At 33.7% G+C, this 26,798-nt stretch carries 25 protein-coding genes; 3 read left to right on the top strand and 22 right to left on the bottom strand.

Translation table 11 applies throughout. From position 1 onward, the window contains the following. Nucleotides 1-277: 277 nt before the first annotated feature. The 7 genes from AW17_RS05440 to AW17_RS05410 form a co-directional block, all read right to left on the bottom strand. Nucleotides 278-679, bottom strand: a complete 402-nt coding sequence (locus AW17_RS05440; RefSeq protein ID WP_029275110.1) for a hypothetical protein — start codon at nt 677-679, stop codon at nt 278-280. 336 nt (nt 680-1,015) lie between these two features. Further along, the gene (locus tag AW17_RS05435) at nt 1,016-1,582 is read right to left on the bottom strand and encodes a hypothetical protein (RefSeq protein WP_029275109.1); all 567 of its coding nucleotides are present in this window, start codon (nt 1,580-1,582) and stop codon (nt 1,016-1,018) included. 546 nt (nt 1,583-2,128) lie between these two features. Next, a complete protein-coding gene (locus tag AW17_RS05430; protein ID WP_209444202.1) occupies nt 2,129-3,508 on the bottom strand; it encodes a toll/interleukin-1 receptor domain-containing protein in 1,380 nt (459 codons plus the stop codon). Nucleotides 3,509-3,519: 11 nt separating this feature from the next. After that, the gene (locus AW17_RS05425) at nt 3,520-4,191 is read right to left on the bottom strand and encodes a hypothetical protein (RefSeq protein WP_029275107.1); all 672 of its coding nucleotides are present in this window, start codon (nt 4,189-4,191) and stop codon (nt 3,520-3,522) included. A 219-nt stretch (nt 4,192-4,410) separates the two neighbouring features. Next, nucleotides 4,411-5,418, bottom strand: coding sequence for a DUF4365 domain-containing protein (locus AW17_RS05420; protein ID WP_051691650.1), 1,008 nt, complete (start codon nt 5,416-5,418; stop codon nt 4,411-4,413). A gap of 144 nt (nt 5,419-5,562) precedes the next feature. Continuing rightward, the gene (locus AW17_RS05415; protein ID WP_029275105.1) at nt 5,563-6,387 is read right to left on the bottom strand and encodes a hypothetical protein; all 825 of its coding nucleotides are present in this window, start codon (nt 6,385-6,387) and stop codon (nt 5,563-5,565) included. A gap of 400 nt (nt 6,388-6,787) precedes the next feature. Further along, a complete protein-coding gene (locus AW17_RS05410) occupies nt 6,788-7,249 on the bottom strand; it encodes a JAB domain-containing protein (protein ID WP_029275104.1) in 462 nt (153 codons plus the stop codon). A gap of 729 nt (nt 7,250-7,978) precedes the next feature. Here AW17_RS05410 and AW17_RS05405 point away from each other — a divergent pair. Next, a complete protein-coding gene (locus AW17_RS05405; protein WP_051691649.1) occupies nt 7,979-8,290 on the top strand; it encodes a helix-turn-helix domain-containing protein in 312 nt (103 codons plus the stop codon). Nucleotides 8,291-8,999: 709 nt separating this feature from the next. Here AW17_RS05405 and AW17_RS05400 read toward each other — a convergent pair. From AW17_RS05400 to AW17_RS05340, 13 genes are all read right to left on the bottom strand, one after another. Next, nucleotides 9,000-10,436 (bottom strand): caspase family protein, encoded by a 1,437-nt coding sequence (locus AW17_RS05400; RefSeq protein WP_029275102.1) that lies wholly within the window; start codon nt 10,434-10,436, stop codon nt 9,000-9,002. Between the two features lie 80 nt (nt 10,437-10,516). Next, nucleotides 10,517-10,966, bottom strand: a complete 450-nt coding sequence (locus tag AW17_RS05395; RefSeq protein ID WP_051691648.1) for a hypothetical protein — start codon at nt 10,964-10,966, stop codon at nt 10,517-10,519. A 201-nt stretch (nt 10,967-11,167) separates the two neighbouring features. Next, a complete protein-coding gene (locus AW17_RS05390; protein WP_029275100.1) occupies nt 11,168-11,683 on the bottom strand; it encodes a hypothetical protein in 516 nt (171 codons plus the stop codon). A gap of 243 nt (nt 11,684-11,926) precedes the next feature. Then, nucleotides 11,927-13,726 (bottom strand): ATP-dependent nuclease, encoded by a 1,800-nt coding sequence (locus AW17_RS05385; protein ID WP_036669115.1) that lies wholly within the window; start codon nt 13,724-13,726, stop codon nt 11,927-11,929. 1,002 nt (nt 13,727-14,728) lie between these two features. Next, on the bottom strand, nt 14,729-15,172 hold the full coding sequence (locus AW17_RS05380) for a hypothetical protein (protein ID WP_029275098.1): 444 nt from the start codon (nt 15,170-15,172) through the stop codon (nt 14,729-14,731). A 1-nt stretch (nt 15,173) separates the two neighbouring features. Further along, the gene (locus AW17_RS05375; protein WP_029275097.1) at nt 15,174-15,581 is read right to left on the bottom strand and encodes a hypothetical protein; all 408 of its coding nucleotides are present in this window, start codon (nt 15,579-15,581) and stop codon (nt 15,174-15,176) included. A gap of 54 nt (nt 15,582-15,635) precedes the next feature. Continuing rightward, nucleotides 15,636-15,854: a hypothetical protein gene (locus AW17_RS05370; RefSeq protein WP_029275096.1), complete on the bottom strand. Its 219-nt coding sequence runs from the start codon at nt 15,852-15,854 to the stop codon at nt 15,636-15,638. A gap of 3 nt (nt 15,855-15,857) precedes the next feature. Next, complete coding sequence (locus AW17_RS05365) at nt 15,858-16,340, bottom strand: hypothetical protein (RefSeq protein WP_029275095.1); 483 nt, start codon at nt 16,338-16,340, stop codon at nt 15,858-15,860. A gap of 309 nt (nt 16,341-16,649) precedes the next feature. Next, nucleotides 16,650-17,150 (bottom strand): hypothetical protein, encoded by a 501-nt coding sequence (locus tag AW17_RS05360; protein ID WP_029275094.1) that lies wholly within the window; start codon nt 17,148-17,150, stop codon nt 16,650-16,652. 508 nt (nt 17,151-17,658) lie between these two features. Continuing rightward, the gene (locus tag AW17_RS05355) at nt 17,659-19,488 is read right to left on the bottom strand and encodes a DEAD/DEAH box helicase family protein (protein WP_029275093.1); all 1,830 of its coding nucleotides are present in this window, start codon (nt 19,486-19,488) and stop codon (nt 17,659-17,661) included. Between the two features lie 115 nt (nt 19,489-19,603). Beyond that, nucleotides 19,604-20,194 (bottom strand): hypothetical protein, encoded by a 591-nt coding sequence (locus AW17_RS05350; protein WP_029275092.1) that lies wholly within the window; start codon nt 20,192-20,194, stop codon nt 19,604-19,606. A 114-nt stretch (nt 20,195-20,308) separates the two neighbouring features. Beyond that, nucleotides 20,309-21,214, bottom strand: coding sequence for a hypothetical protein (locus AW17_RS05345; RefSeq protein ID WP_029275091.1), 906 nt, complete (start codon nt 21,212-21,214; stop codon nt 20,309-20,311). Nucleotides 21,215-21,269: 55 nt separating this feature from the next. Beyond that, on the bottom strand, nt 21,270-22,469 hold the full coding sequence (locus AW17_RS05340; RefSeq protein ID WP_167343643.1) for a tyrosine-type recombinase/integrase: 1,200 nt from the start codon (nt 22,467-22,469) through the stop codon (nt 21,270-21,272). Between the two features lie 88 nt (nt 22,470-22,557). On the opposite strand from AW17_RS05340, the gene AW17_RS05335 reads away from it, so the two are divergent. Further along, nucleotides 22,558-22,962 (top strand): EVE domain-containing protein, encoded by a 405-nt coding sequence (locus AW17_RS05335; RefSeq protein ID WP_029275089.1) that lies wholly within the window; start codon nt 22,558-22,560, stop codon nt 22,960-22,962. A 734-nt stretch (nt 22,963-23,696) separates the two neighbouring features. Further along, entirely contained in the window at nt 23,697-24,260 is a 564-nt protein-coding gene (locus tag AW17_RS05330) for a hypothetical protein (RefSeq protein WP_029275088.1), read from the top strand. 168 nt (nt 24,261-24,428) lie between these two features. Here AW17_RS05330 and AW17_RS05325 read toward each other — a convergent pair whose 3' ends face one another. Both AW17_RS05325 and AW17_RS05320 read right to left on the bottom strand, forming a co-directional pair. Then, nucleotides 24,429-25,610, bottom strand: coding sequence for a cation:proton antiporter (locus AW17_RS05325; RefSeq protein ID WP_029275087.1), 1,182 nt, complete (start codon nt 25,608-25,610; stop codon nt 24,429-24,431). A gap of 70 nt (nt 25,611-25,680) precedes the next feature. Further along, complete coding sequence (locus AW17_RS05320; protein ID WP_029275086.1) at nt 25,681-26,202, bottom strand: acyl-CoA thioesterase; 522 nt, start codon at nt 26,200-26,202, stop codon at nt 25,681-25,683. Between the last annotated feature and the right edge of the window lie 596 nt (nt 26,203-26,798).

The following is a 26,798-nucleotide window of genomic DNA, read 5'->3' as shown; positions in this document are numbered from 1 at the left end:
CCTCGCCAATAACCAAGTAATAATCATTGTAAATTCGCTATTTAAAGAACTTTAAAGCCTGTCGACTTAGGTAACGTAATTAATAATTATGTTTATGCAATAGTACGACAAAACTCAATTAAAATTCAAAATCATTCCTAACAATTTGATTGTCCAATCTCAAAGGAATATCCAAAACTAGATTGTATTTCTTTATTTAAGAGGCAGGTTTAAGTTTTGGATATTTCCTATCCGATGAATATTTATTAAGCAAAGTGAATATACCTTAGGCACTTTCTTATTTCTTGAAATCTACCTTAAAAACATTATATTCTCTGTCTGGATAATAATAAACTGCAACTTGTCTATTAGGATTAATGTATATATAACCAAGTTTTCTTTCGCGAGCACCTTGAGGAGACGTCCATGTTTTATCGTCTTTTAATTTCCACCCAAAATCTTGCCATAACATCACATGATAATATCTTGCGTCTTCATCAATTTTTTTATCGAAAAACACCGAGAAAATAGAGCCATCAGATAGTTTTCCTTCAAAAAAAATTTCGCCGTTTTTGACTATTCTAGAAGGAGGTAATTCGTATTCTAACCATTTATTGGTATTCATCGTTGTATATGTTGCACAACTAGTTAGACTGATTGTTAAAAAAGCAATCAAAATAATGCGAAGAAATTTTTTCATTCTCAAATCGTTTTACGTCCTTTCGGAGGGTGGTGGTTTTTTTCTCAAAGCACCGTTAACTGCTTGCCATTATCTTTTTTATATAATTTCTCTAATATAATATTCTTAACTGAATTAAATATTTAAACTTAAACCAGCAACATTAACAGAATAACTTATGTTCATTTAGATGTTAACTATCTTTTTTATAGCTTATCAATAAATCTAATATCCAAAACTTAATCTTATTTCTTTATTTAAGGGGCAAGTTTGAGTTTTGGATATGTTTGTAAAAATGATTTATTAAAAGTCTACCCTTATAAACTCAGAGTAGTAACTTTCACAAGCTTAAATTAGTTATACGTTATCATTATTCGCTTTTCTCTCTTGAAAATTCAAATAAACTGTCTCTATTATATTCACTGGTATTTGTTGTTTTTGAAAATAATCCTCGTATATATCTTTACACTTAATAGAAATATCATTCCAATCTTTATATTGATCAAGTGATTTTAAGAAAAATAGAATATAAGTAAAGTATAGATTCTCAGGTAAAGAAAGTTGCGATGGCCTATCTCCATTTAAGTAAAAAGTCCTAGATATTCCTTTAGGGTCTTCAATACTAACCTTACAATAACTGCCAAAATAATCGCGTCCTGTTTCTTCCAAATCATTACATTTCCATGAATTCAAGCTGTAATAAATATAGGTTTCCTCTAATTTTTGGTTAAAAAAAAGAAAATTTCTCATGAAATAGGTGTTGCCAGTACTATTGGCAGTGTGAACTAGTAAATTGTTAGTCCGTTTTATCCAAAAAAGGACATCGTCTGAATAAACATAGTCTTTGAAGGTCTTTGATGTAAAGTCATTTTTAAAAACCGCAACCCAAGTTGTGTTTGGAGATTTTGGTGATCTAATGTTCATTTAGTGTAATAGCGTTTAGTAAAGTAGGCTACCAAATAAACGCTTTTAAATATATAAAAGCAAGATTTTGATAAAGAGCATTTTATTTGAATATCCAAAAACCGACTCAATTCCTTTATTTAAGAGGAAGTATTATTTTTTGGATATTGAAAATTGTTAATTATGAATTGGAAGATAGCCCTTATAAAGGCGAAGGATGAAGATATTCAGGTTTTCAGCAAACGGTCACGGTAACCCTCCCTTTAATTAAAGGACAATTAAAAGTTGCATAAAAATTGGTGGAAATTTTGGAGAAATTCGGAGCAAAAATTGAATAAATTTTGAGAAAAATTTTTGGGAGTTGTTCCCTTACCTTTAGGAGGGGAAACATCCAAGTAAAGGATAAGAAGAAGTTTGAAACAAGCAAAAAGACGAGGGATACAGCATGGTTATTGACTCGGAATGCTTCACATGAAGGTACGAAAAATCATTGAGATTTAGTCTTTTTTACTTGCTTTTTGTCGTCATTAATTTGTCTGTTTTCATCTGAAGTTCAAAATCTGGTACTTATAACGAAAAATCTGGTGAGCCATTTGTCTGGATAAAATATTCGAAAGTTATTTCATCATTTTCGCCGTTTTGCGTATCATCTTTAATATCAATAATTTTAATTGCCGAATAAAAACCAGTAGTATTTTGCAAAATTGCCACTTCATTAATTGAAGGTATTCTTATCCTAGACGAACCATCATAAATTCTTGCATCCCTAATTTCATTTATATTTTTTATACCTTTTGCAATTGCAACTATTTTTAAACTAGAGGGATCATTTAGAAGATGGATATTTATACGGCTCGATTTTGAAAATTTTATTTCAAACAGTAATTCCTTTTGTCCTATAAAATAACAGCCATTGTTATTCGAATAATCAAAAGTGACAGTACCACTTGATGCAGGAGATGTATATTTTTCACTATTAGGAATGAATTTTTGTTGTGCAAATTCCTTAATTGTTTGGAATGGATTTTTTCCGATAGGTGGAATTGGTAAAACAGGTTCGTCGAGAAGATCTCTGAGTAACTCCTCATACTTACTTTCATATAAGTGTGCCTCTTCAAAACTTATATACATTCTGCCGCCTAAAAATGTTGGCGTTTTTCTAGGATTTGGATTGCTCTTAATTAAGGGAATTACCCAATTTGTATTTTGATCATTAATAAATTCAGCAGTCATAATTTGCTTTTCATAACCTGCACCACCTTTCCCATCATTGGCTTTTTTAACGTAAACATCAGAGCAAACACTGATGATTCTTTGGGATTTTGAAAGTCCTCGTTCCATGAATGATGCTAGGTCGCTGCCTAATTTTAAGTTCCATCTGTCTAAAATTACATTAACACCATTTGATCGAAGTCTTGTTGCTAATTGTAACACCCAATTTTTATGCTCTTCACTGTCATGAGAGTAAGAAATGAAAACGGCTGGCTCTATTGTGGTTGTCATGAGATATTCTCCATTAAAGTGTTTACTTAGAAGCTCCTGGATTTGGTTTAACGATGTTATGGTTTTTTCGTATTCTGAAATTATTTCAGCATGTTCTTTCTGATTACCTGCTAAAACTATGCGGTTAGCAAGTGATTCAATAGTTTCGGCTCCAAAATTCTCGATGTAAGGCATTAATTCAGATAGTAAGAATTTTTTTTCTTCTGCGCTGAATAAATTATCCTCAAAATATTGTTGAATGGATTGAATGATTTTATTTGAAACTGGTATAGATTCAATTTCATTTCTATAGCCAGCGTATAAATAAGGTAATGAATATGTGTCTTTATCGGAGTTATAGATAAGTTTAAAGATATTTTGGGAAGTTACTTTACTTTTCAAAAGCATGAAAGGTTGATAATACCTTGAGGAAAACCCAATCTTACCTTTTATAATATTCTTCATTTTATGGGTATTTATAAGACAGCTTGTGATTTTTTAATCCTCCTTTTTAACTCCAATTTAGCTCTTTCTACATCCAAATTTAACTCACCTTCGATACTTTTGATCAATTCTCTTCCATAAGTCCAAAGAAATTTATCAATTTTATAATTAGAATATCCTTCCAGGCCAAAAATAGTTTTGAATCTGCAAAAAGTGGCATAAAAATCTTGGTAATCTTTGGGGTTTGTAAACAATATTTTTACTTGATTTTTTTGACCAAGATAAGCTTGAATGATAATCCAAATGTAGCTGTCATAAATTGGAATTTCCCTATTACTTAAAAAGTGAACATATTTTGAGGCGAAAGAAAGATTGTTACGTTTAAAATTGTCATTCTTATTATTTGTCCATTCAACGAGCGAAATTTTATCGACAAGATTGATATAAGAGTCAATCGATCCTAGGTTAGCATTAAGATTTGCTATGTTATTTATTTTATCGACGACAGGTGTGATATTAGTTATTGCTGTTGAATAAATTTTATTTAAAGCCGCTACTTTTATAAGAACATCATATTTGTTCTTATCGTCACTAAACTCGTTAAATAATTTTTGAAGTTTAATATTAAGCTCATCCCCTTCAATGCTTTCATAATTTCTTAGCGTAGCTTGTATAAATGAGTCGGTCGGCTCTTGTAAATTCATGATTTTAAGCTCTGATGTTATTGATTAAAATTCATAGTCAAATATTAGTGGTAGAGTAGTTTAGATCATATCCAGAATTCAATCTTATTTGTTTATTTAACAGGATAGGTTTGAGTTTTGGATATTTTTTTATAAATGCTGTATGTTTTTTGCACTTGTACTAATAGTTGAATAATTCGTAACCCTATTGAATAGCAAAGTCGTGAATTGCACAGATGTTCAATCGCAACTGTTCAGCCCCGCTTTTGGCAATACCTTATTAGCCGTTTGTTTTATTATTATTTCTCTTAATTTTTTTCCTAGATCTAATCTCAAGTAATCGTCGTGAGTTCGAAATTGCATTTCAATAGACCTCTCTCTTACCAAAGTTGTCGATGGCAAGTCTGCTTTAAACTCGTTTTCAATAATTTTAATAAATTCTAGAAGCTCACGTCCTCTTACTGTTAAAGGTGCAATAAATGTTGGTTGCAATTGTCTTTCTTTCCAGTCAATAAGATAGTCTGAATAGTCAATTAATGCAAGATTTTGGCTCATCAAAAACTTTGCATACTCATGTAAAAACTCATGCTCGCTGTAACCCATTCCTAATCCGAATTCTGTTTCGTTGTAATAATCCGCAATAGACAACGCTAAATCCATACTGAAATAAATATGTCTGCACAAGTTAGTCAGTCCCTGTGCAAATAAGTCTAGATAGCTAATATGAAATGTTGGATTTTGGCATATAGTCTTAGCCATTATTGAAAATACTTGGTCAATTGAATAATAGGGGACACTTATATCTCCAGTAGTTTCAAATATATTTTTCGCTGTCACTTTGTTTAAAAAAGAACTCTTGCCTAATGTTATATATGGATGATTTTGCTTTGGATTGTTTAGTTGATATCTAACATCTGTAAAATATATTTTGCCGTCATTCGGATAGAACACAAATAAGATTACAGGCAACGGAAAAACTGACCAATAATTTTTATGTTTCTCGTGAGGGTAAAATGCAAAATGGTTTCCCTTGTCAACTAGATAAGAATTTCCTGATTTTATTTGTGCGCCAACAATTTTACCAGTTGCTTCTCCTCCATCATTTACATGTTCTATTTGTCCGTCAATTCCAATATCACCATTTGAAGTTTCACGAAATACGTAACCATTAGAGTTTAACTCTAATGCTACCTTTAGAACGCCTTCCCGTTCTTTATAATAATTTTCTGATACTTTCGGAGTGTTCATAAAATGACGACTAACGGTTTCGGGCTTTGCGTTCGGGCGGGTTTCGGAACACAAAGTTTCAATTTATTACTAATGTTTACTAGAAGCACAAAAATCCAAGTTTGCATGTCAGCCCGCCTGACACAAAACCCGTGTTAGGCACAGTTACTTCCACTCAAATACGTCATCTAATGTCTTTTTGTTATCTATTTCGGCAATTAACCCTTTACTTTTCGCCTTATCAATAATTAAGTTGGCAAGGTTTTCTATTGTTTCTTGATCAATGCCAGAACGACCAATCAATAAGAATGCAAGAGGTGAGTGATGTCTAACCCCGTAAAGCTCGTCAATAAATTCAATTAGTTCAGATTTTGCAAATTCTTTAGTATCATGTTTGTCTTTAAAATTAGCTAACAATTTGTTTTGAATCCTCTCTGTTTTCAACCTCTTCGCAACTGATTTGTCTTTTTGTTCTTTACGGGAAATTAAAACCCAAAATAGGACAGTGTAAATTAACAAAGCAAACCAGATCACAGTTGATGTTGGATTTTCAAAAGTTATGTACTTCTTTAGTACTGGATGATCTTCAACTGTTTTTGGAAATAACCATAAAAATGTAAGTATTGCAGTAACGACAGAAAGTGAAATTTTAGGAAATAATAAAGCTTCTTTTTTTTCTTTATAAAAGTTGTCAATCACATCATTGAATTGATTCTGTGTGGAATTAATTTGGTTTGTAGTGGTTAGTTCTTTTACAATTTCTATTAAGCTTGTTACTTGTTCATTTACAACTAAATCGGTTGAATGCGAATCAATAAAGCTAAGAGCATCTTGAATTTTCGTAAAATCATCACTATTGAACTTTTCTGTTCCAACTTTGTCGGGATGAGAATTAGCTAATATTATTCTTAATTGACTTCGTAGCTCGTTCTTTTCGATGCCATCAAGTTTAAATTCTTCCTTTATCTGCTTTAGGGATGTGAAATTCATATAGTGTTGTTTAATTGTGCCTAACTCTTAAATATACGCAATCAATTCTTAGCAAATTGTTTGATTGCAGTTCCTCAAGGACTTTTTACTCAGTTTAACAATTGCGTATTTGGAGTAGTTTCTACCCGAATTTAAACGTTTATAAGCATTTAAATTGGGAAGATTGAAGATGAGCATATTTATTAATTTAGTTCAGCAAGATATTGATTTTCTTGGAATTTGAATATCCGAAAAATTAACCAATCTGTATATTTAAGGGGAGGTTTCTGATTTTGGATATTGTTAAATGTTAGCAAGTTAGCCCTCATAAATATGAAACACACAATCCCCTTTACTTTTACGAGGGCCATCTTTCAATAGATTTTTAAAAATTAGCCTGGGTGATTAACCCAAGCTAATTTTACATCATTCCATCATCTGCAAAGCTGTAATAACTATCATTCGAGATTATCAGGTGATCCCAGACTACAATCTCTAATAGTTTACCACCTTCTTTTAACTGATTGGTCAATCTAATATCTGCATGACTAGGTTTTAAATTGCCACTAGGATGGTTATGTGATATTATTAGAGATGAAGTATTCGCTTTTAAAGCTATTGAAAATATAATTTTAGGATCAAGGATTGTCCCACTTACTCCACCTGTAGATATGTCTACAATTCCTAGAACCCTGTTTTCTCTATTCAATAGAATCATTTTGCTTTGTTCTAAGAGCTCTATTTTGCCTAAGTCCCATTGCTGTGTCAACAACTCATAAGCCTGCTTAGATGAGGTGATTTTAGGTCTATCAGATGGTTTATAATCTGGTTTGTAGCTTACTTGTACTTCCGCTACTTTGTAAATCTGTGTTTCTTGTACCATAGTTGTATCTATTTAAATATGGCACATGTACCAAGCTTTCAAACCAATTAAGTAAAGGAGGAACGGAATAAATGGATAGTGTGAAGGCTACATGAGCGTTTATGCCGTAGTTCCTTAATCCGTATTGGGAGGACAAGCTTAAATTTGTGTGTTATTGTATAGATACTACCACCCTTACTTCTCAATATCCAATTTTTAATCTATTTCCTTCTTTTAAGAGGAAGGTTTTATTTTTGGATATTATGATGTTAGCTTATTATCCTTTAACTAAAAAATGAGCTATAGATAGTTCTAAACTTAAATCCTTGTTTCATATATACTTTACATAGAATAAACCTTTTTAAATGCAGTTACAGGCAATAGAAGTGTAAAATCCAAAAATATTAGAAGGGGGTATATATAGAGTAAAAAAAGTTTACCCTAAAATAGCATGTTTGGAAGTGTTTTAATGAACTGAAGTGTATATATGTGGGAATTAGTTGGTGATGGCAGCTTAATACTTCTGTATTTATAAGGCAGATAGTTTCCTTTGATATTTTGCTTACATTTCATAAAAGCTAACGTCAATAAGAAAACAATATCAACTCACTATATTTTTAACGGGATGGATAATGCTTATCTTATATTTTCGTTATAACTTTTTATCCTATTATCCTGAAAATAGGAATTAATATAGTATTCAAAATACTATTTTTTTCACTACAGATATTAAAATTAAAATGTAATAGCATGCCTAAAACAATTATAACAACTAGCTTTGATGAAGATGAGTTTAGGGCTTTAATTCAGTCTTATGTTCAAGAAGCGGTAAAAAATGAAGTAAGCAAATTATTGAATGATGCTCAGGAAAAGCTTCAACCAAATAAGGCATATTTAAACCGTAAGGAATTAGCGGAATTATTAGACATTTCATTAGTAACCCTCGGTAATAGAACAAAAGAAGGTCTGTTTCCTGCCCGACGTATTGGCAGAAAAATACTTTATAAATGGGAAGACATTCAAAACGACTCAAAACGTTTGATGAAAAGTCCCCTAAGCTAAAGACAAGGCTTATATGACGTTTTTATCGTTCCTCTTTCGTCATCTTTATGGTGTCTGTCAAATTTCTGAAACCAATTAAATTATCATTGTCAATTCGCATTGTCGTAGAGTCCATTCGTAAAAGCCATTTGCCATTTTTGTTCTCACATTGTCCGTCTAAAAAGCCCCAGGAGAACTGGGGTTTAAGCTGTAGCTCATGCTAAATTCATTTGTTTCTTTCCACCTTATCAACGAAAATATTGTGTCGGTTTTCTTAAATGTCCAACTTTCTAATCTTTTGTTTTGATCTCGATTAATTCCTTTCACAAATAGGTAAAACATTATAATTGATGCTGTAAAGAGTTCACAAGAAATACTCTCGAGTACTCTTTCTTTTTTTTACAAAGAATAACATGCCCGCTATTATTAGATTAGAAATAAAAACTAAAGGGACTAAATGAATAATTCCAATTGAAACACTTGGGTCTGGGTCCATTTCATAAACCCATAGCTAAATCAATCCAAAGTCAATAATCGCAAGTCCTAATATTTTGTATAGTGTCTTCATTTGGAGTGTCGTCTGTATAATGCCACTAACGTTTTACAGCTACCCGAAGGGCGGGACATTCACCATAAAACTTGATTTGAAAAACTAAAGTTTGATTAACCACAAATCTCTTTTTGGAACACAAAACCCCACCTTTTGGGTAGCTGCTGTTAGCAGTAGTAATTATTCTTTCGATCCTTCTTTATTAGCAAATTTTTCTTCTATTTCTTTTTTTACCTTGTCTGTGAGTTGCGCAAATATTTTATTTAATCCTTCAATGATTTTTTCTTCATCTTTTAAAGGATACTCGGAGGTCAACCACTCTATTTTCGTATTTAGTTTCCTTTCATCCCAATTCTTGGTTTCAAAATTTGTTATAAAATAAAAGAACCGAATCTGCTTTTTAGATAGTAGATAAACTACTCTAGCGGTGTAGCTCTCGATGTTTGGAAATTTTGAGTTCAAGGTAAATATTATTGTTTTAAATGGCACTTCAACCTCGAGTTCAAAACCGTTTCGTACCCATTCATATTCTGTGTCGTCACCTATTCGACTCAAGAAAGATGCTGCCTGTAGACCGCCCAAAATATTTGTGTATCTATCCTTTCTCTCTCTTGTATGACTTGATTTTGCAAAATACTCGTGTAGATTGTCATCAAGCCATTTTCCTATCGCATTCTTGTTTACAATGCCATCATAATTTTCCTGAAATGTTATTGCTATGTCGTAGATCTCATTTAAACCATCAGGTAGTTTGTATTCACTCAATTTCCCTTTTAACTTATTTATGATTGCAATTGCTTGTTCTTTCGTGAAATACTCTGAAGCTTGTCTCTTTATCTTTTCTAATAAAGAAATTTCAACTGCTTTATTTTCTGTTTCCTCAGTTAATGTCGTATCAAGAGTATTTAAATATTCTTTTAAAGCTTTGCTTATGATACAAAATTTCTCAGTGTAGTCGGCTTGAACGACAAAAAATGGGGTTTGTGAGGTGTTCTTTTCAAAAGCATCAGAGATAAAATCCATAATGTCTTTGTATCTAATTTCACTGGTGTCATGCTCCTTTATAGAATTAATAAAGCTTAAGGTGAAATCGCTTATTTCATCTGTTTGAAATGAACTTTGGTCTTTTAGTGAAGAATTTAGAAAATAACACCTATCAAATCTGTCTATTGTCTTTTGAAAGTATTTTGTGATAGCGCCAGCTTCTTTAATATATGCTTTCCCAGATTGACATGCGTCTATAACTTTAATAACAAGCTCAGGATTTAAGGTCCTAAATAGACTATCTACTTCTTCATTTTGTAAAGTTGTTTGATTTTTCTTGTCTTGACTATAGTCCGATAAAAGATAATAAAATTCTTCATTTTGAAATTCACCATGTCCTGTATAGTAAAAAAATAATTCTTCTATTTTTTTACTCTTATGTTCAGAAATAAAAGCAGTAAGTTTTTCCTTAACCTTTCCACTAGAAAGTTTTTCATTTATGAAAAGTATTTCGTCAAACTTACCAGTTTTATTTAAAATACTATTTATGCAGTCTGCATCTTTCCTGCAACCAGGTAAATTATTCCTAGTGTCGATGTATTCACTTACACTTATTACTATTGCTAAATTCATATTGGTTATTTGTCTTAATTATTACTGCTAACGGTTTGCAGCTACAAGAAGTTGGCGATTTCGGAGACGAAAACTGTCTATCAGCGCTGAACTTGATACATTTTACCATGATCATCCTCACCCTCGTCATCAAACTTTTCAACTTCGGTACTTGGTTTCCCATACTTCTCTGTCAGCAACTCTTTCAGACTACTGTAATTTTCGTATAGTGTTGACCATGTTTCTCTGTCTGGAAAGGCAACAGCTATTTGATAGACCAAGTCTTTTTGCTTAAGCGTTGAAACCCCAACTACACAATTCTTATAACCTGCGAAATCTCCTTGGAGGATCGCTGTCCCATCTTTAGTTGCGATGTGGCTGAAACCATTCTGTTTCATCTTAAATACATAATCTATCAAGGTGCCAGTTATCGGTACGCCTTTGAAAATCAAGTGTTGGGAGGTTGGCTTTTGTGCGAATGTTATGACCGAGACTGTCAGCATAATCATAATTGCTAAAGTTGCCTTTAAAGATAAGGTGTGTCGTTTCATTGAGCGTTAACTTTACAAGAGAGATTTAGGAAAGCAAAGATAACAGAATGGGCGATGATTGCAAGTTAATCAACTTATCATGTCAATATCCAAGATTTTTTACTTAACCTATCTTTAAGGGGGAGAGATCAGTTTTGGATATGCTTTAAAAATGTTAACTGCGGATGTTGTGTTTATAAGGTAGGAGTTTATAAAACAAAATCAAGATTTCGTTCGAATTCTCATTCCTTGGTCTTGCAATTCCAATACCGTTCTAATTTTTGACATATCTTTCCCTTTAGACTCACAAAAACCTATCAAATCATACTCTATGGAACGATGAATAATTGCAGCTTTGTCCGCAATAGAGTGGATTTTATCAAGCAACTCATTTTTTATAAGTCCCGTATTAAAATCCTCTTCGTTTCCACAGATAACATTATGAACTAACCAATTTCTTTGTTCTAGAAAAGCGTCTAATTCACTTTGTATTGGTTGACTATACAATTTTTCTTTAACCGCAAGTTTAATAGCCTGCCCTAAAGTATACCGTTGTTTTTGTTGTAAAAATTCATCAGCTCGTTCCTTTGTCTCGTTTGGGTTCATTTTAAGAGTAATTGAATGGCTCAAAGCCTGTTCAACTACCTGAGTTTTCATCAAAGCCTCTCCTAGGGAAGTGTACAAATTTACTTCATCTCGATTAGCTGGCATTCTAACAAAAGTTTCTCCCATTTGCATTTTTTAAAATTGTCATTTCTTGGTTGGCCTGTACTCTATTTAAAATCGTTTGAGTGTTCCAATACTTTAAAGGCAACGTTCATATGACGATTAATAACCTTGTCTTTTCCTAGCTAATTTAATATGGGCAAATATTAAATCTAACTTTAAAAGAGATTTAAACTTGTAAAGATAAGTTTCACAGAGTTTACTTGAATGTAAATTTCATTTTCATACATCTTTCTAAATTAGTATTTGATGATTTTAAGCCTCCAATACAGCTGTTAGTTTTTCTTGGAGCCCTTCTATCGTTCCCCACTCTGCACAGTTAGCCGGAATTGGAGAGGCAAAATCAATAAGAGCTTTTAATAAGGCTTCAATCGTGTTGAACATACCTTCATTATCTTCCAGTGTTTTTAAAGCATTATAAGGTTTTTCTTCCAAAGCAATTTCTCCAAAATAAGCCTCTTCAAAATTAGGGAGAGATGCCAATAATCTTGCTGCTGTTACCATTGGTTTTGAATTAATCGCTGCTAATATATTCGGGTTATTGCCCCAAGCAGGATTAGCCATTTCTTTTCCTTTCTTGGTAGTTATTCTTGGAGTATCGCTATCATGTAGGACTGAATAGTTCGAACCGAAGTGATTCAATATTTTTATAAGCGATACAATAGTGGCTTTTCCTCTCGCTCTTATAATGTTTATGTCCTTATAATCATCAGGCTTTTGTTTCTTGATATAATTGAATGCAGTATACTCAGTATCGCCCTCGACAACTATCACTTTACCTCCAAAAAAGAATTCCGCTACATAAGGGTCGCAGATATTTAACAGCTTTAGATTTCGCTTATCATCCTCATCAAGCTGAACTTTATCTGGGCGAAATACTGTAGTGCCTCTTATTTGTCCATCCGCAACTTTTTCAACCTTAACAATTGTAGTATTATCTTTTGAAAAATCGATAAATATGGGAGAATGAGTTGTAACCATTACTTGCCAATTACCAGCATTAGGTAAATCATACAATACGTTACAAGCTTCCCTTATCGCATTTGGATGAAGGCAAAGTTCAGGTTCATCAATGAGAAGCAAGTGAGGCCTAACCAAAGCTCCATCGTCTTTTCCCTTTTGATTATTTTCGGATATGAATTTTATAGCAGTCCAAAGTAGAGTCCTTCTCGCACCGCTTCCCTGTCTATCAACAGTACTTAAAAATCCATCAGCTGGTCCCATCAACAATTGGGTATCTGCCTTAAATAAATTGATAACACTATCTAAGTCATCTTCTGGTTTCGCATCAAAATCAATTTTATAGTTTGGAAATACTTTTGAAATTAAACCTGTCAGTTCTTTATTAACTGCATCTATTTGTTCTTGAGCTTCCTCTACTATTTTTTTCTGTAACTCTTTAACTTTAGTTATCAGCTTTTTATAATCATTTTCTTCTTCTCCATCAGCATTATTTTGTGCCTTTAAGTTTTTCACTCTATCTGTAAGTGCTTGCATCAACAACTTTTTTATTGCCTTTGCCTGTTCTTCTGGGGAGTCAAAGGCATCAACCCTATGTGGCTCAGGGCGTCTAGCATTTGCTACGTTAGGAGCTCCCCAAGGAACATTTTCGCTCCACGAATTAGTTGCTACTTCCCAACCCTCACGTTTTGGCTTACCTTCGCCATTCCATATCCATCTTTCCTTTACAAGCAGTTCCCCATTTTCTAATATCTGTATCCACCTATCGCCTGGACTGTTATCATATACTATAGTATGTAATTCTATTTCAGGCAGATTATCTTCGTCAACAGCATTATTAGGAAAATCTTCAAGCTTTAAATCTGCTTTTGCAGAGCCTTGAGACATGACTAGTTCGTAAGCTTTTAATATCGAGCTCTTACCAACATTATTAGCTCCAACTAAAACCACAATATCGTCGAGGTCTATTTCTACTGGTGTTGAACCTATACATCGATAGTTTTTTATTATCAATTTGGTCAACCTAGGCTTTTGTACCTCTGGATTTTCAGAAATCAACGAGACTTCTGCATCTGCTTTTTTCGCTTTCGCCATATTTTCATTTGTATAAATAATTGCATATAAAATTAACCTCCAGTTATGAAAGCTTTGCAACTAAATCAATAAGTGTCCGGTAAGTCGTTTGAGAATTCCGAGCTGTTAATTAATACTAAACTAGTACTTCGTGTAGATATTTGCAAATGATAGTGCTCACCAACCGCGAACTGAGAAAATGTGTGAGAATCAGTAGTTGCAAAGCAACGGGATTCGATCTATGTTTTAACACAAGCGAAGCGAAGCATTTTCGATTACGCAGGTGAGCTGAAAAGTGGAATGCGATTAGATTTATCCAGGATGAAGCGAAGCAAAATCCTAGATAAAGATAGAGAAAGCATTCATGAGGCAACCGATTTGCCAAAATTAAAACCATGACAGTGCAAAGCAATGGCGTGTGTTTTAAGTGGCATTAGACTTGTCGAATACCGATCTTCCTACCTTAACCCACTGTCTTTAGCTAAGAATCACTAACAGAAAAGTAGAGCATTGCCCCTCATAAAAATGAAGTACAGAATCCACAGCACCAAACTAATGACTAGGCCGAGGCTTTCCTCTCTTAAGCCACCCCTTTTGAGGAAAGGCTTGGGTAAGGAATTATTTTATTCAGTAAGTTTAATAGCAGTTCATAAATGTAGTGGAGCCCTTACTAATGTTAATATTCTTTGCGACTTTTCAACATTATTACCGCAAATGGAAGTACGCTAATTATTATTACTAAATTTGAAGTAGAAACAAAAACGGAGCATATTTCTATGCTCCGAATGGGATGTTTCCGAGAAATGTTATTCATGCAAGAATAGCAGTATCAGAGTAAATGTTAAATCGCAAGTTTAACAGTAATCAAAACCTCGAGGCTGACACTTCGAGGTTTTTTTGTATAGAACAAATTTATGTGAATAATATTCACATCGCAAATTTGGGGTGAATTATATTAATCCACAGATTATTCTAGTTACTAACATTGATTATTGATTTGTTTTGTGGATCTGGTGGATTGCTTTATAGGAAACCTACCTTGTCAATCAGCGTTCCTACTTCTTCAAAACTCAAATAGCCAATATGGCCATGAGTTGGATGATCTACTCCAATCATTGATTCTGAACTTCCATCTGAAATAATTCTCAAATATTTATTTTCTTGGTTATCCTTTATGTAAACGATTATCTGGCGTTGAATTAATTGTGATTTATGGTTATTAAATATATAATAACCAACTTTTCCTAGATCATCATCTTCAAAATCTAAAACTGTGCCTTTGTAAGATTTGACCAACACGCTCCATTTAAATTTAGGGTTATAAGCTGGCTTAATTGGTTTTGGAATTAAAGGCTCATCGTTTATGAGGGGCGGTTCTTCAATAGCTTTATTTACTCTCTTCTTTCCAAAAATGAAAAACGATATAATAACTGCTACTACAAATAGGGGATAAAATATTAAGCTCATATTAGTTGGTTCTATTTGCCCAGTTAATTACTTCAATGTTTTTACTCCCATCTTCTGAATAGATTTTTACTTGTTCTTCTTCTCGAATGCCAACATAAAGAACATTTTTTGTAAAGTCTACAACTATGGTGAAATTCGTGTTGCTACAATTATGTTGTTGGCATCCCCACGCGATAAAAGTATTCTTCTTCACTTCGATTGGTGTTTCTGGTCCCCAAGTTTTAATAAGGAAATCATATCTACTCTTCAACAGAGTCTTAAGTCGCTTATTAAGAGGATTGTTACTAAGCAACTTTACATTGGCTGGATATTTACCGTTATAGCCTTTTAAGTAGGATAGGTTTGGTTTAGCAGTTATAAGTGATTGTGAGCTAATGAACAGAATTAATAATGTCTTGATGTATATCATTTTAATAAAGCGATTAATGATAAAAGGCCATAGTTTGACTAATGGCCTTAATTGTTAATTATCTGTCGCCCATAATATTAGTAGGGCAGCAATCCAATATAATGTAAGGAATGCAAGAATTTGTAAAACATCGTTTCCTGTTGGAATAATTTTTTCTATGATTAGATCAAATCCCCCAAAGAAGCTCATGTATACCAAGTAAGCTAAGTAGCCAATCCAAATCCATCTTTTGGTTTCTTTGGGTAATGAAGAATAGTTTGAGAATGCAGACATAAGTTAATTACTTAGATTTTTAAGGTCAAATGATAGTTCAACAAATTTTCGATCATTGTCAGTTACCAATGATGTATCTCTAAAATCATTATCATGGCTTCTTCTCATGCGTATTTTTAAATCGGTAGAATTTTCTTTAGTACCTGTGAAAAGTGACACCATATTATGGTAACCTTTAGATACTGATCCAGAACTATAGAGCTGTATATTAGGGTTAATCTTATTATATGCTTGGTCTGCATTAAGAACAATTTTTTTGTTATCAAATCCATCGATTATCACGATTTCATCTTTAAAGGCAATATTAAATTCTTTGCCCATTAATTCATCTTTTATTTTACGAGAAGATTGTTCATCATAATATGGGTTAGAAACATAATTACTGGTTTGCCCCGAGTAAACTAGGTATTTGCCATTTGGTTGGCTTCTTTTGCAAGAAAATAGAAATAAACAGGTCGCAAGAACAATTAAGATTGGAGATTTCATTGAAATAGATTTAATGTTAGTCGTCCCCAAACTAGCCTGTAAACACAATAAGCGCAGGACTGAACTTGAATGCGCTTTAGAGGTTCGGCAAAAAACCCTACACAACAAACAAGACAACCCCACGCTTATCGCGTAGGCGTTGCACTCATCTGTCCCTGTGTTATTTGAATTTTGCCGATTCCTAAAGCAGGACATTTAAGCTAACGCTTATATTTTAGTTAAATTAATTTCTGTTTTTTATATCTTAATTTTGATTGACGTAAAGATATAAAGGAGAATTAAATTAAAGCACATTGCTGTGCCTTAATTTTAAGATTTTAAATGCTCTACAGTAAATAAGCTCACAAAATCTGTTTCTCCCTCAACAATTCTCCTGTAAAAGAAGTTGTGAATGTCCATTGGCATATAATTAACCCTCATTGAATATTCAATACTATGTTTCCCTTCTAAAGATTCAGTAATCTTAAATGCACTTCTCAATAACAAATTAGTTAAGCCACTGCCAAACTTTTCAATTCCACTTTCATCAATCGAGATAAATATGTAAGATTTGCCCTCTTTGCTATTACTCAGTGTAATATTCCAGAAAAAACAGATGTATTCTCTTACCAAGTTTGTGTTTTGTGGATCTTTGCAATGCTCAACCGAAATATGAGTCCTGTACTTAGTCAGTTCAAATTTCTTCAATAAATCAGATGCAACATTGATAATAGCTGTATAAGCTTGTTCAACTAAATCGTTGTTCTGCTGTAGATCAGCGTTTACCAAAACCAATTTCGTTTTAGTTTCTGTACGTGTTTTTGTTTTCATTTTTCTAAATTTTATGGTGTATAATCAATTGTTTTACTTTTTTGAAGCGTGTTTTTTCTATGTATTTCTAAATCTTGGGCATAAAAAAACCACGATTTCTGGTCGTGGTCGTTTATTTTTTGGCAGTTTTAATATTGCCAATATCTCTCAGGCTATACTGTTATAAGAATAAAGTTGATCGAGATTTTTAGCATTATTTTATTAATGCACAATTATTGGTACTTAGATGTAACACTCTCGTTTACTTTACTCAAAATGTTCTAAGGTTCGTGCCCTCGTAAAGATTCAGGATAAAGGTTTTTATCTATTAAAAGGGAGGGGGTGATATTCTATACTCTCTACCTGTGTAAATCCCACTAAAAATTTTTTATATTTTTTTTTGGCGTTACCTTTACTTATATGGGGGGCAACTTCAACAAAAAAGCACCAACTTTCGTTAGTGCTTTTTCATATCCAAAATTTCTCAAATTCCTTTACTTAGGGGGATCTTCAAAATTTTGGATGTTAATTATGAGGCTAAGATCCTTAACCCCTGTATCGTCCAAAACTTCTGGTTTTCTCTTGTACCACTTCTGCTAGCTTTAAAAAAATTATTAATATGACTTGATTTAGCTTTCTGAGATATGCCATGTTTCAAGTAAATCTGCTGTAAAGCTGGCTTAATGGATTGCTCCATTACTATTTCTCCAATTTGGTAATGACTATGAATGTCAGCAAAAAGCAATGAGTTTTTCAGCTCTGTAGTCCTCTTTTGGGCTTCAACAGCCTTTTTCATTTTTGAATGCTCAAAATTTAAACTCTTCATCTTTTTATAACCCAAGTAATCGTAAAACTTAGAAATCTCAGGATATTCCCTTCTAATGATATCTCGGTTATCTCCATTCAGATAAAAATATACTAGGCCGAATTTTTTAGGGTTGTGGTCATCTAGTATTTTAGCTACAGCTTCAGCCAGTGTTACCATATTTTTTTTTGCACGCAAGTTATCAAGCTCGCTATCACCAATGTCAAACCAGTTGTTTTTTACTATTGGGTTGAAATTCGTCGTGTTGAGATAGGCTAAGTTTAGTAGCTCATAATTGCGATAATGGCTTTTTATTGTTTGATCCAAGATAAAATTGTCCACCATTGTAGAATTTAACTTTCCTTCTTCATTAACGAATTTGGTAATGTCCATCCCATCGAGGGCCTGAGATGATGCGACAATTCCACCTTCATTAAAGTGGGAATCTGCTACATCACAAACTCCTTTGTAAAACTCATATTGCTCATCAACAAATTTAATGGCATCACCTCTTTCTCTGTATTTGATTTCTGCGTTGAAATTGGAAATATGACTGATTTTATTAGTACCATTCCTAAATCTTCCTACAATTTGAATAGCATCAGTATATGGATCAAGTTTTGAAAATGGAGCTCTATAGACATCTGTTATCATCAACACATTGGCGGTATAGTCGAGTTTTATATCAACAGCATTGAAGAATCTTGAAGTAAAAAAGTTGTATTGAAGAAACTCGCTTATATCTTCATCTACATTATTAAACTCTCTAGCTCTAAGGCTTCGACAGCCTTCTGGTGAACAAAACACTTTGCTTTGTTTTTCAATGTCTAATGCTTGAATGAGCTCAAAAATAAATTCAATAGAATTTAGAAATATAAATACTTTTTTATCTCTATTATTTGCAATAAATTCCTTAATTGAATCAAATACTCTGTTAGTATTGACTATCGTAATTGGTTTACGATAATCAAATTGGGGTTCAACTTGCAGTATTCTAAACCCATTTTCCTGAAAACGCGGATCAATTGGTTCAATCGCTGTCGCAGAAATCATAGCTTTCTCCTTGAATTTGAAAAAGTCATGCATAGGCAAAATAATGGTATCTCTAAAATCTGCATCTTTTATCATTCTATCACATTCATCGAAAAGCATAAAAAAATCATCATACAATGAATAAGCTGAACTTTCAATAGCTGGTTTAACCTTATTTGCATAGCCCTCTGGAGTAGATAAAATCTTCTTAGGAGTTATATCGCTATTCAAATAAGCAACTACCTGTGCCCGTGTTACACCTTTGTGCACAACGAAAATATTAGGGTACATTTTGGTAATACCGTCAGCTTCCAAAGCATTTTTTTTTCCTTTTAAAACAGGAGTATTCGGTTCTATAATAATAGAATTTCTCCAGTCGTAAAGTTTACATTCTCCATGTGTACCACCGATATTTGGTAGCTTTTTGAAAATGATTGTATTGTTTGGAGTTCCATTTAGGAACTCATCGGTATCACTAAGATACTGACCCTCGTTAATTTTTATTGGTTCTATTGGTAACATGATCTTATAATTTTTGTTGAAGAGCAGATTGTCACTGCTCTTCACTACTTGTGATGATTATCCAGAAGTTATATTGTCTATCCCAGATTTGTATTTGATTTTTTTAACTTCTACGCTAATACTCATTAAGTCTATCAATTGCCTCTAATAGCAGGATATCTTCGTTTTCTTCAAGTAAATCTTGAATCTCTTCCACGTAATCTAATCCATTTGCTAAAAGTGCATTAGCATACTCAATTAATTCATACTCTTCCGATATGGCACATTTGTGGGCATAATATTTCTCTGGGTCGTCATCATCCGAGTTAAAACCACAGCCTCCAAAACAGAAATCTATTTCATCTAAAGTCATCACCACTTTCTCTAGAATCTCAAATGTTAGAATAAACGGTTCGCCAATAGAGTATGAGCCTGCGGTTACAATTATTTCTCGATATAGAATTTCACTAGTTTCCATTAAGGCGACTTGATCACCTTTAGCATTTTGCTTGACAGATTCAAGCTGGATTTCAAAGCGAGTTGTTAATTCATAGCTATCGTCTATGCTAGGTTTCCATAAAGCGATAGCCATTAAGGATGGCTTTCCATAACACTTCCCTTGTTTTACTCTCATGATTTTGTAAACTCCTTTACTAGGACAGTAGAATCCTCTTCCGGAAACTTTGTTTGCCTCATACTGGGCAATAATATAATCTTGTTTTAACATGTTTGCAATGCGTTAATTGTTTAACGCTCTGCAAAGATGTTTCCATTTTAGAGGGGGGAAGGAAATAGAAATTGAGAAGTTTTTTATGTTTTTATTTCCTTGTAGATCAGCCGTTTATTTGTTGTGATTTCTGATCATTGAATTGATATAGTCCTTTGGATCTGACTCAATTTTCTCAAAATTTAAATAATCTAAAACACTAAGAATATCAAAGAAAAAGTTAGCTTGCTCATCACTTACCTTAACATTTGCAGCAGATTTGAGATTGGTATATTCTTCTAAGAAATTTTTAACCTCATAACAGAATTCCACATAACGTTTTCGTCTGTAAACAGAAAAGCTTTTGTTCTTGAGATTTGCACCTCTTTCAAGATTTTCAACTTTGATGGGAGCTTGTGAGTCGTAATAACTTGAACCAAATATATTTTCTGTTGATTGCTCATCCACAAGTCCATATGGTAGGTTGCCAACTTCAATGGCGTCACAAATTACTTGACACATCCATTTAGAGATTTCAGCATTTTTAACGAAATATGTTTTATTTATTGGTATGTTTTCAGTACCCGTGTTTTCTTTAATGCCAATTTGAAAATGAGGATTATCCTGAGAGTTTTTGAACGCTAAAAGGAATTTAGAAACGTCAATTATATTTTCGAGATAATCATATCTTGTTTGGTCATTTCGAATATTGTCGCCTAATACCTCATCCTCTTTAAATATTACATAAAGTAATTCTTCACAAACTTCCTGCAATTTATATTTTTCAATCACCCCTTTTAAGCCATCAGAATATCTTTTGTATTGATCTTTTGATAAAGCTAGTTCAAGTTGAGCATATCTTTGCTTCGTAAATGTCTTAAAATGCCATTCTCCTAAATAGGTTTTTAACTTTTCTAGGTCTGGGTTCAATTTTACTTTAATGATCGACATGGCAATGGTTTGAATTGCCGAATATATTGAAGAATTATTTATCTCACCATTTATGAGGGGCAACTTTTTAGAATATCCAAAAATTAACATATTCCTTTATTTTAAGGAGGTAGTTTTAAATTTGGATATTCCTCAAATATTTTATCTAAAACAGTTCACTAGTTGAAGACTTGATTATATTCTTAAATAGCCTTTCCCTAATGTATAATGTTGTAACTTGTAAATTGGAGTGCCGATTTCTTTGCCTAATCTCTTCATAACTCGCTCCATTCTCAATGTCATAGTAATTTGATGTATGCTTTAAAGCATAGAGTTTAAGGTGTGGTGACAAATTATATTTTTTACGTAATGCTCGCCAGTTTTGACCAAAGAATTCACTGCAAACTTGGGTAGGGGTCGGTTTGTTCCAACCACCAAACACAAAATAATCTCTATTTAGGCCTGTGGTCATCTCACTTAGTAAAGTTTTGGTTCCCTTGTCCAGTTGAAATGTAGCTTCATTTCCGTTCTTTGTTTTATTATTTGGTATAATCAAGAGATCTTTTTCGAAATTAATATCTTTGATTTGTAACCTTGTTATTTCTATTGGTCGGATATTGTATTTGAATAATAATTTGGTTGCCACATTTAAGCCTAAAAAGTGCTTATCTGAATTTAATATTTTTGAAATTTCCAATAGCTCATCCTTTTCAAAGACCTTGAATCTACTGGAATCCCATCTAGTATTTTTCTTTGTAACATTTGAACAGGGATTTTCTTTGATAATCCGCATATCTATGAGGTAATTAAAGAATGTCCCTAAATCCACCAAATAGGTATTGTAAGTCACTTTGCCCCAGTTTCTTTCAAAAGCTTTCTGATCTAGAAATTCTTTTATATGCACTTTTGTAATATTTTGAATCTTCAAAACTGGTTTTTTAGAAGTTTCTAAATATGATTTGTAATGCATAACTAGAATTTTATTATTCTTTAAAGCACTGAATCCTATTGCCTTATTCGCATGTGCCTCTTCTCGTTTTTTTATCCAGAAATCTAAACATTCAATTAAGTTTGAACTATAGTTGATTTCTTTTTCCATTTGAAGGTTAGTGATAGGATTCCATCCACTCTTTAAGAGGGCAAGTAATTCGTCGATAATCTCCTTGGCAGAATGAGCTATTTTCTTTTTGTTACCATCAAATTTTGGAATGTACCTGCGAATTCTTTCAGATTTATTAGTTTTGGGATTCAATTGATAGAAATAAACAAATGGTTTGTTGCTGCCAGTTAATTCTTTTGGGGTGTTTAAATAAAAGTCATAATCACCCCAAGTATGGATTAATTGTGATTGTTTAGGTTGCCTCATTAAGTTGCGATTTGTCGCCACCATTTGTCGCCAATCATTAAATTGGAACTAAAAACACGCTTTAAACTACTTTAAATAAAGAAATATAATGAACCATTGGTTAGTAAAATCAGAGCCTTTTAAATATAGTTGGGAAAAATTTAATCAAGATGGCCGTACCTTTTGGGATGGTGTTCGTAATTATCAGGCCAGAAATAACCTAAAAGCCATGCAAGAAGGAGATTTGGTGCTTTTTTATCACAGTAACGAAGGTAAAAACGTAGTGGGCATTGCAAAAGTAGTACGGGAGTTTTATCAAGATCCAACTACTGATGATGCCAACTGGGTAGTGGTTGATTTATCGCCGGTAGAAAGCCTCAAAAATCCGGTTTCTTTAGAGCAGATCAAAGCTGAGCCGAGTTTGGTTGACATTTCATTGGTTAGACAAGGACGCTTATCGGTAATGCCATTAAAAGCAGAAGAATTTGATAAGATTTTGGAAATGGGGGCTTAGTCTGAAGTCCTGAGTCGGTAGTCTTTAGTCGATTTACGAGTTTGAATTCAGTTAACCAATTTAAACAATTAACCTTTTAATCATTAATCAATGAAGTCGGTTCACGCGAGAAATTGTCATCCTGAGGAGTAATTGTTTCATAAAATCAATATAAAAGACAAATCTTTTTGGCAAAATAGTAGGCTGCGTGAGATCGTCATTCCCTCCAAGGGAGTTCCTTTGGAACAACTCGATTGGGAACCACGGAGTGCTCATGAATGCCTCTGAAAAAAGGAAAACTTATGAATAATCGTAATGCAAGCGCTTTAAGATTCCCGCATGCGCGGGAATGACGACCGTGCTAATGGATTCTGTCTATGGTAGGGTTAATTATTTGTTTAAAATCAACCTTAGCGTCTGTATAATTCTTCCCCGATTTATCCGAGAGACGGGGAGCTATTTGTTCTAGCACTTCGACTCTGTGACCATTAACAGATTACAATAAAAAGAATCGTCATTGCGAGGAGGAACGAGAGCCTGCCCCGACTTTTTCGGGGAAGCAATCTTAATGCGGTCGCTACTAGCGATAGTTGTAAGATTGCTTCGTCGGCTGAAAAAGCCTTCTCGCAATGACGATTCCGCTCAAAAATCACTGCAATAAAAATCATCTGTCATTTGTATTGATTTTTAAGCCCTCACCGTGACAGAAATATTAAAATATTGTATTAAATTTAACTGTCTCTTAATACCTCAATATGAAAACCATCTATTTTACGCTTATCTTTTTCCTCTCCATTACTTTAGCAAAGTCTCAAAGCATAAAACCTTACATGGCCATTCTAAAAACTCAAAATGGTAAATACAAAGGGATTTTATATAAAGTTGATTCGGTAAATGCCATTCTGAATCATGATGGCGAATTTATTAAGGTTCCGATTAGTGAAATTAAAACCGTGCAGATCAGAACGATTAAAAAGGGCTATGAAGGAATGAGTTTTATTAAAATAGGTGAAGATCGGGCGGAAGAATATAAAATGAATACCGCTGGTAAAATGGTTGATAAATGGGGCAAGGAAGAGCCTACTTTTAAGGAAGACGCGGCAGCAACTGTATACTCTGTGGTTTTTACCGCAATAGCAAATGCTGTTGCATTGCCTATCCATGCCATTAATCCGAATCTGGCACGTTTTAACTTTAATAAAATAGATAGAAATAAGTTAAACGAACTCAGTTATTATTCCATTTACTATCAGGCCAATCCAAATGTGCTGGCCGAGCTGCACCAGCTAAAAAGCATTTCATCTTCATTTAAACCTTAGGTGTTTGGCGTTGGGAGTTTGGCGTTTGGCGTCGATTAACCGGTTTAAATAAATGAAGATATATCTGGCTAGATATATCTCTCTCCCGACTTAATGCCGGGACTGCGCTACAGTCGAGATGACGATCATTCTATTAGAATCTATACGATCAACCCAATGAACCAATGACTAATGAACCACACTATTTCTCTTACTTAACGTAATCCCCAACGTCATTACAATACTCGATCCCAGTACAACCAAGAACAGGAATGGCGTACCCACCTCAGGTATTTTTAAGGAAGCTGGCAGGTTAAAATAGAGTAAAATGCTAATTAAGCCGCGGGGTGCAATGTATAAAATCGGACTAAGGTTTTCTTTTTTGAATATTTTGAGAAATACCACTCTGATGATGTAAATCGATATTAAAATGAAAAAGCCGTTGGCGAGTACAATTTTGTTGTTCAAGTCGCCAATATTCATGGTAAAACCAAAAATAACGAAGAAAAAAGTACGCAGAATAAAAGCGCTTTCTGCCGATAACTGATAGAGCTGGGATAAATCGGCTGTTAAATTTTTGTATAAAAAGACACTTCTAAACCAGGCATTCTCAATCGTATCGGCATTGTTCAGAAATAGGCCTGTGCTCAAAATCAACACCAGAGAGGATAGGTGGTAAGACTGACCAATGGCATAAACCAGAATCAGTATCGCTATAATTAAGAAGAATTTAATGTGGTGTATCAATCGGCCCATTACGTACAACAACACCACACAGGCAATGGCCGATAGTAAAAGGATGAGGAAGGTACTTAAACCCAAACCAATAAAAGCAGATGTATTTATCGAATGGTTGGTAATGGCAAAATTGAAGATGATAATGCCTAAAATATCAGAGAAAGAAGATTCATAAATTACAAATTCTTTATCGGTATTGTTTAATGCCGCTGCGGAAGGGATGGCAATGGCAGAGCTGATTACACTAAAGGGAATGGCATTTGCAATACAGGTATATAAATCGTGGTGGGTGATCTGGTAGATAATACTGGTGATTACCACAATAGTTCCCATTAAAATGCTTAGGGCAGAGAAAAAAGCACTGCGTATAACCTTGTTTTTATGCCGGTCGTATTTAAGTTCGAGAGAACCTTCAAAAACAATTAAAATTAAGCCTACGGTGCCCAATGTTGGCAGGATAGAGAGGAAATTGAAGGTTTGTATCTTCAGGTTATCGACCAGTAAACGTAAACCAATACCTAAAAGAAGTAACAATAAAACCGATGGTACTTTGGTTTTACTTGCCACTAAATCAAACAGATAAGAGAAAATAACTAATCCGCTTAAAATAATAAGAATGGTATAAGTTGTCATATTTTTCAGCGCAGGGTAAACCGCTAAAATAAAACAATCATGCTAAGCAAAAAGAAATTTAATGTAAAAATTATGCTTTAAAGAAAAGTGCCTTTAGTTCGCTGGCGTCATCAGGGTTCATTTTTCCACCCAAAACCAAACGCAATTGCCTGCGGCGCAAGGCTCCGTCAAATAAGTCAATTTCTTCGGGTGTTTCTGGTATTAGTTCTGGCACAGGGATGGTGCGGGCACTCTGATCTACGGCAACAAAGGTATAATAAGCCTCGTTACTTTTTTGGCGGGCACCACTTGGAATATTCTCTGCCCAAACATCCAAACGAACTTCTACTGAAGTATTAAAAGCCCTGGTCACTTTGGCCTCAATGGTAATCACATCGCCTAATTTAATGGGTTGTTTAAAAGAAACGTTATCAACCGAAGCGGTTACCACAATACGGTTGCAGTGTTTTTGAGCCGAAATTGCCGCTGCAATATCCATCCAATGGAGTAAGCGCCCGCCCATTAAGTTGTTTAAGGTATTGGTATCGTTTGGTAATACCAATTCGTTCATGATGGTAAAACTTTCTCTGGCAAATTTCTTTTTTAGACTCATTTGATCGCAAAAGTAAGTAAAATGTGGGTAAAATGGTATTGCAAATAGATTCTGGCGGATTTGGAAGTTGTTTCTGTGGTGATCTGCGTAATTAGCGGGAAAGACATAGGCAAGGTTGTGCCCGCAGATTCAGAGATTTTCGCAGATTTATTATTTTGTTTTTCTGCGAAATCAGCGGGAAAGATCCTCTTTTTTGCGCATACCTGAGCATTATGTTTGCCACGGAAGCACGAAAAACACGGAAAAACTTTAATCTCCTCTGTGATTTCTGTGTTTCGGTGGCTAATTAATTTTTGAATAGGCGTTATGTTTTAAAAGCGATTCCTTAAATTCTAGTGGATTGAAAGGATGTTTTTTCTGCGGACATCTGCGTAATCAGCGGGAAAGATCCTCTTTTTTGCGCATACCTGAGCATTATGTTTGCCACGGAAGCACGAAAAACACGGAAAAACTTTAATCTCCTCTGTGATTTCTGTGTTTCGGTGGCTAATTAATTTTTGCATAGGCGTTATTTTTTTAAAGCGGTTCCTTAGATTCTGGCGGATTTGGAAGTTGTTTCTACGATGATATGCGTAATTAGCAGGAAAAGCACGCAT

The organism is Pedobacter borealis DSM 19626, assembly GCF_000708285.2.
Lineage (GTDB): Bacteria > Bacteroidota > Bacteroidia > Sphingobacteriales > Sphingobacteriaceae > Pedobacter > Pedobacter borealis.
The sequence above is the reverse complement of the archived record's forward strand: the minus strand, read 5'-3'. Positions and strand labels throughout refer to the sequence as shown.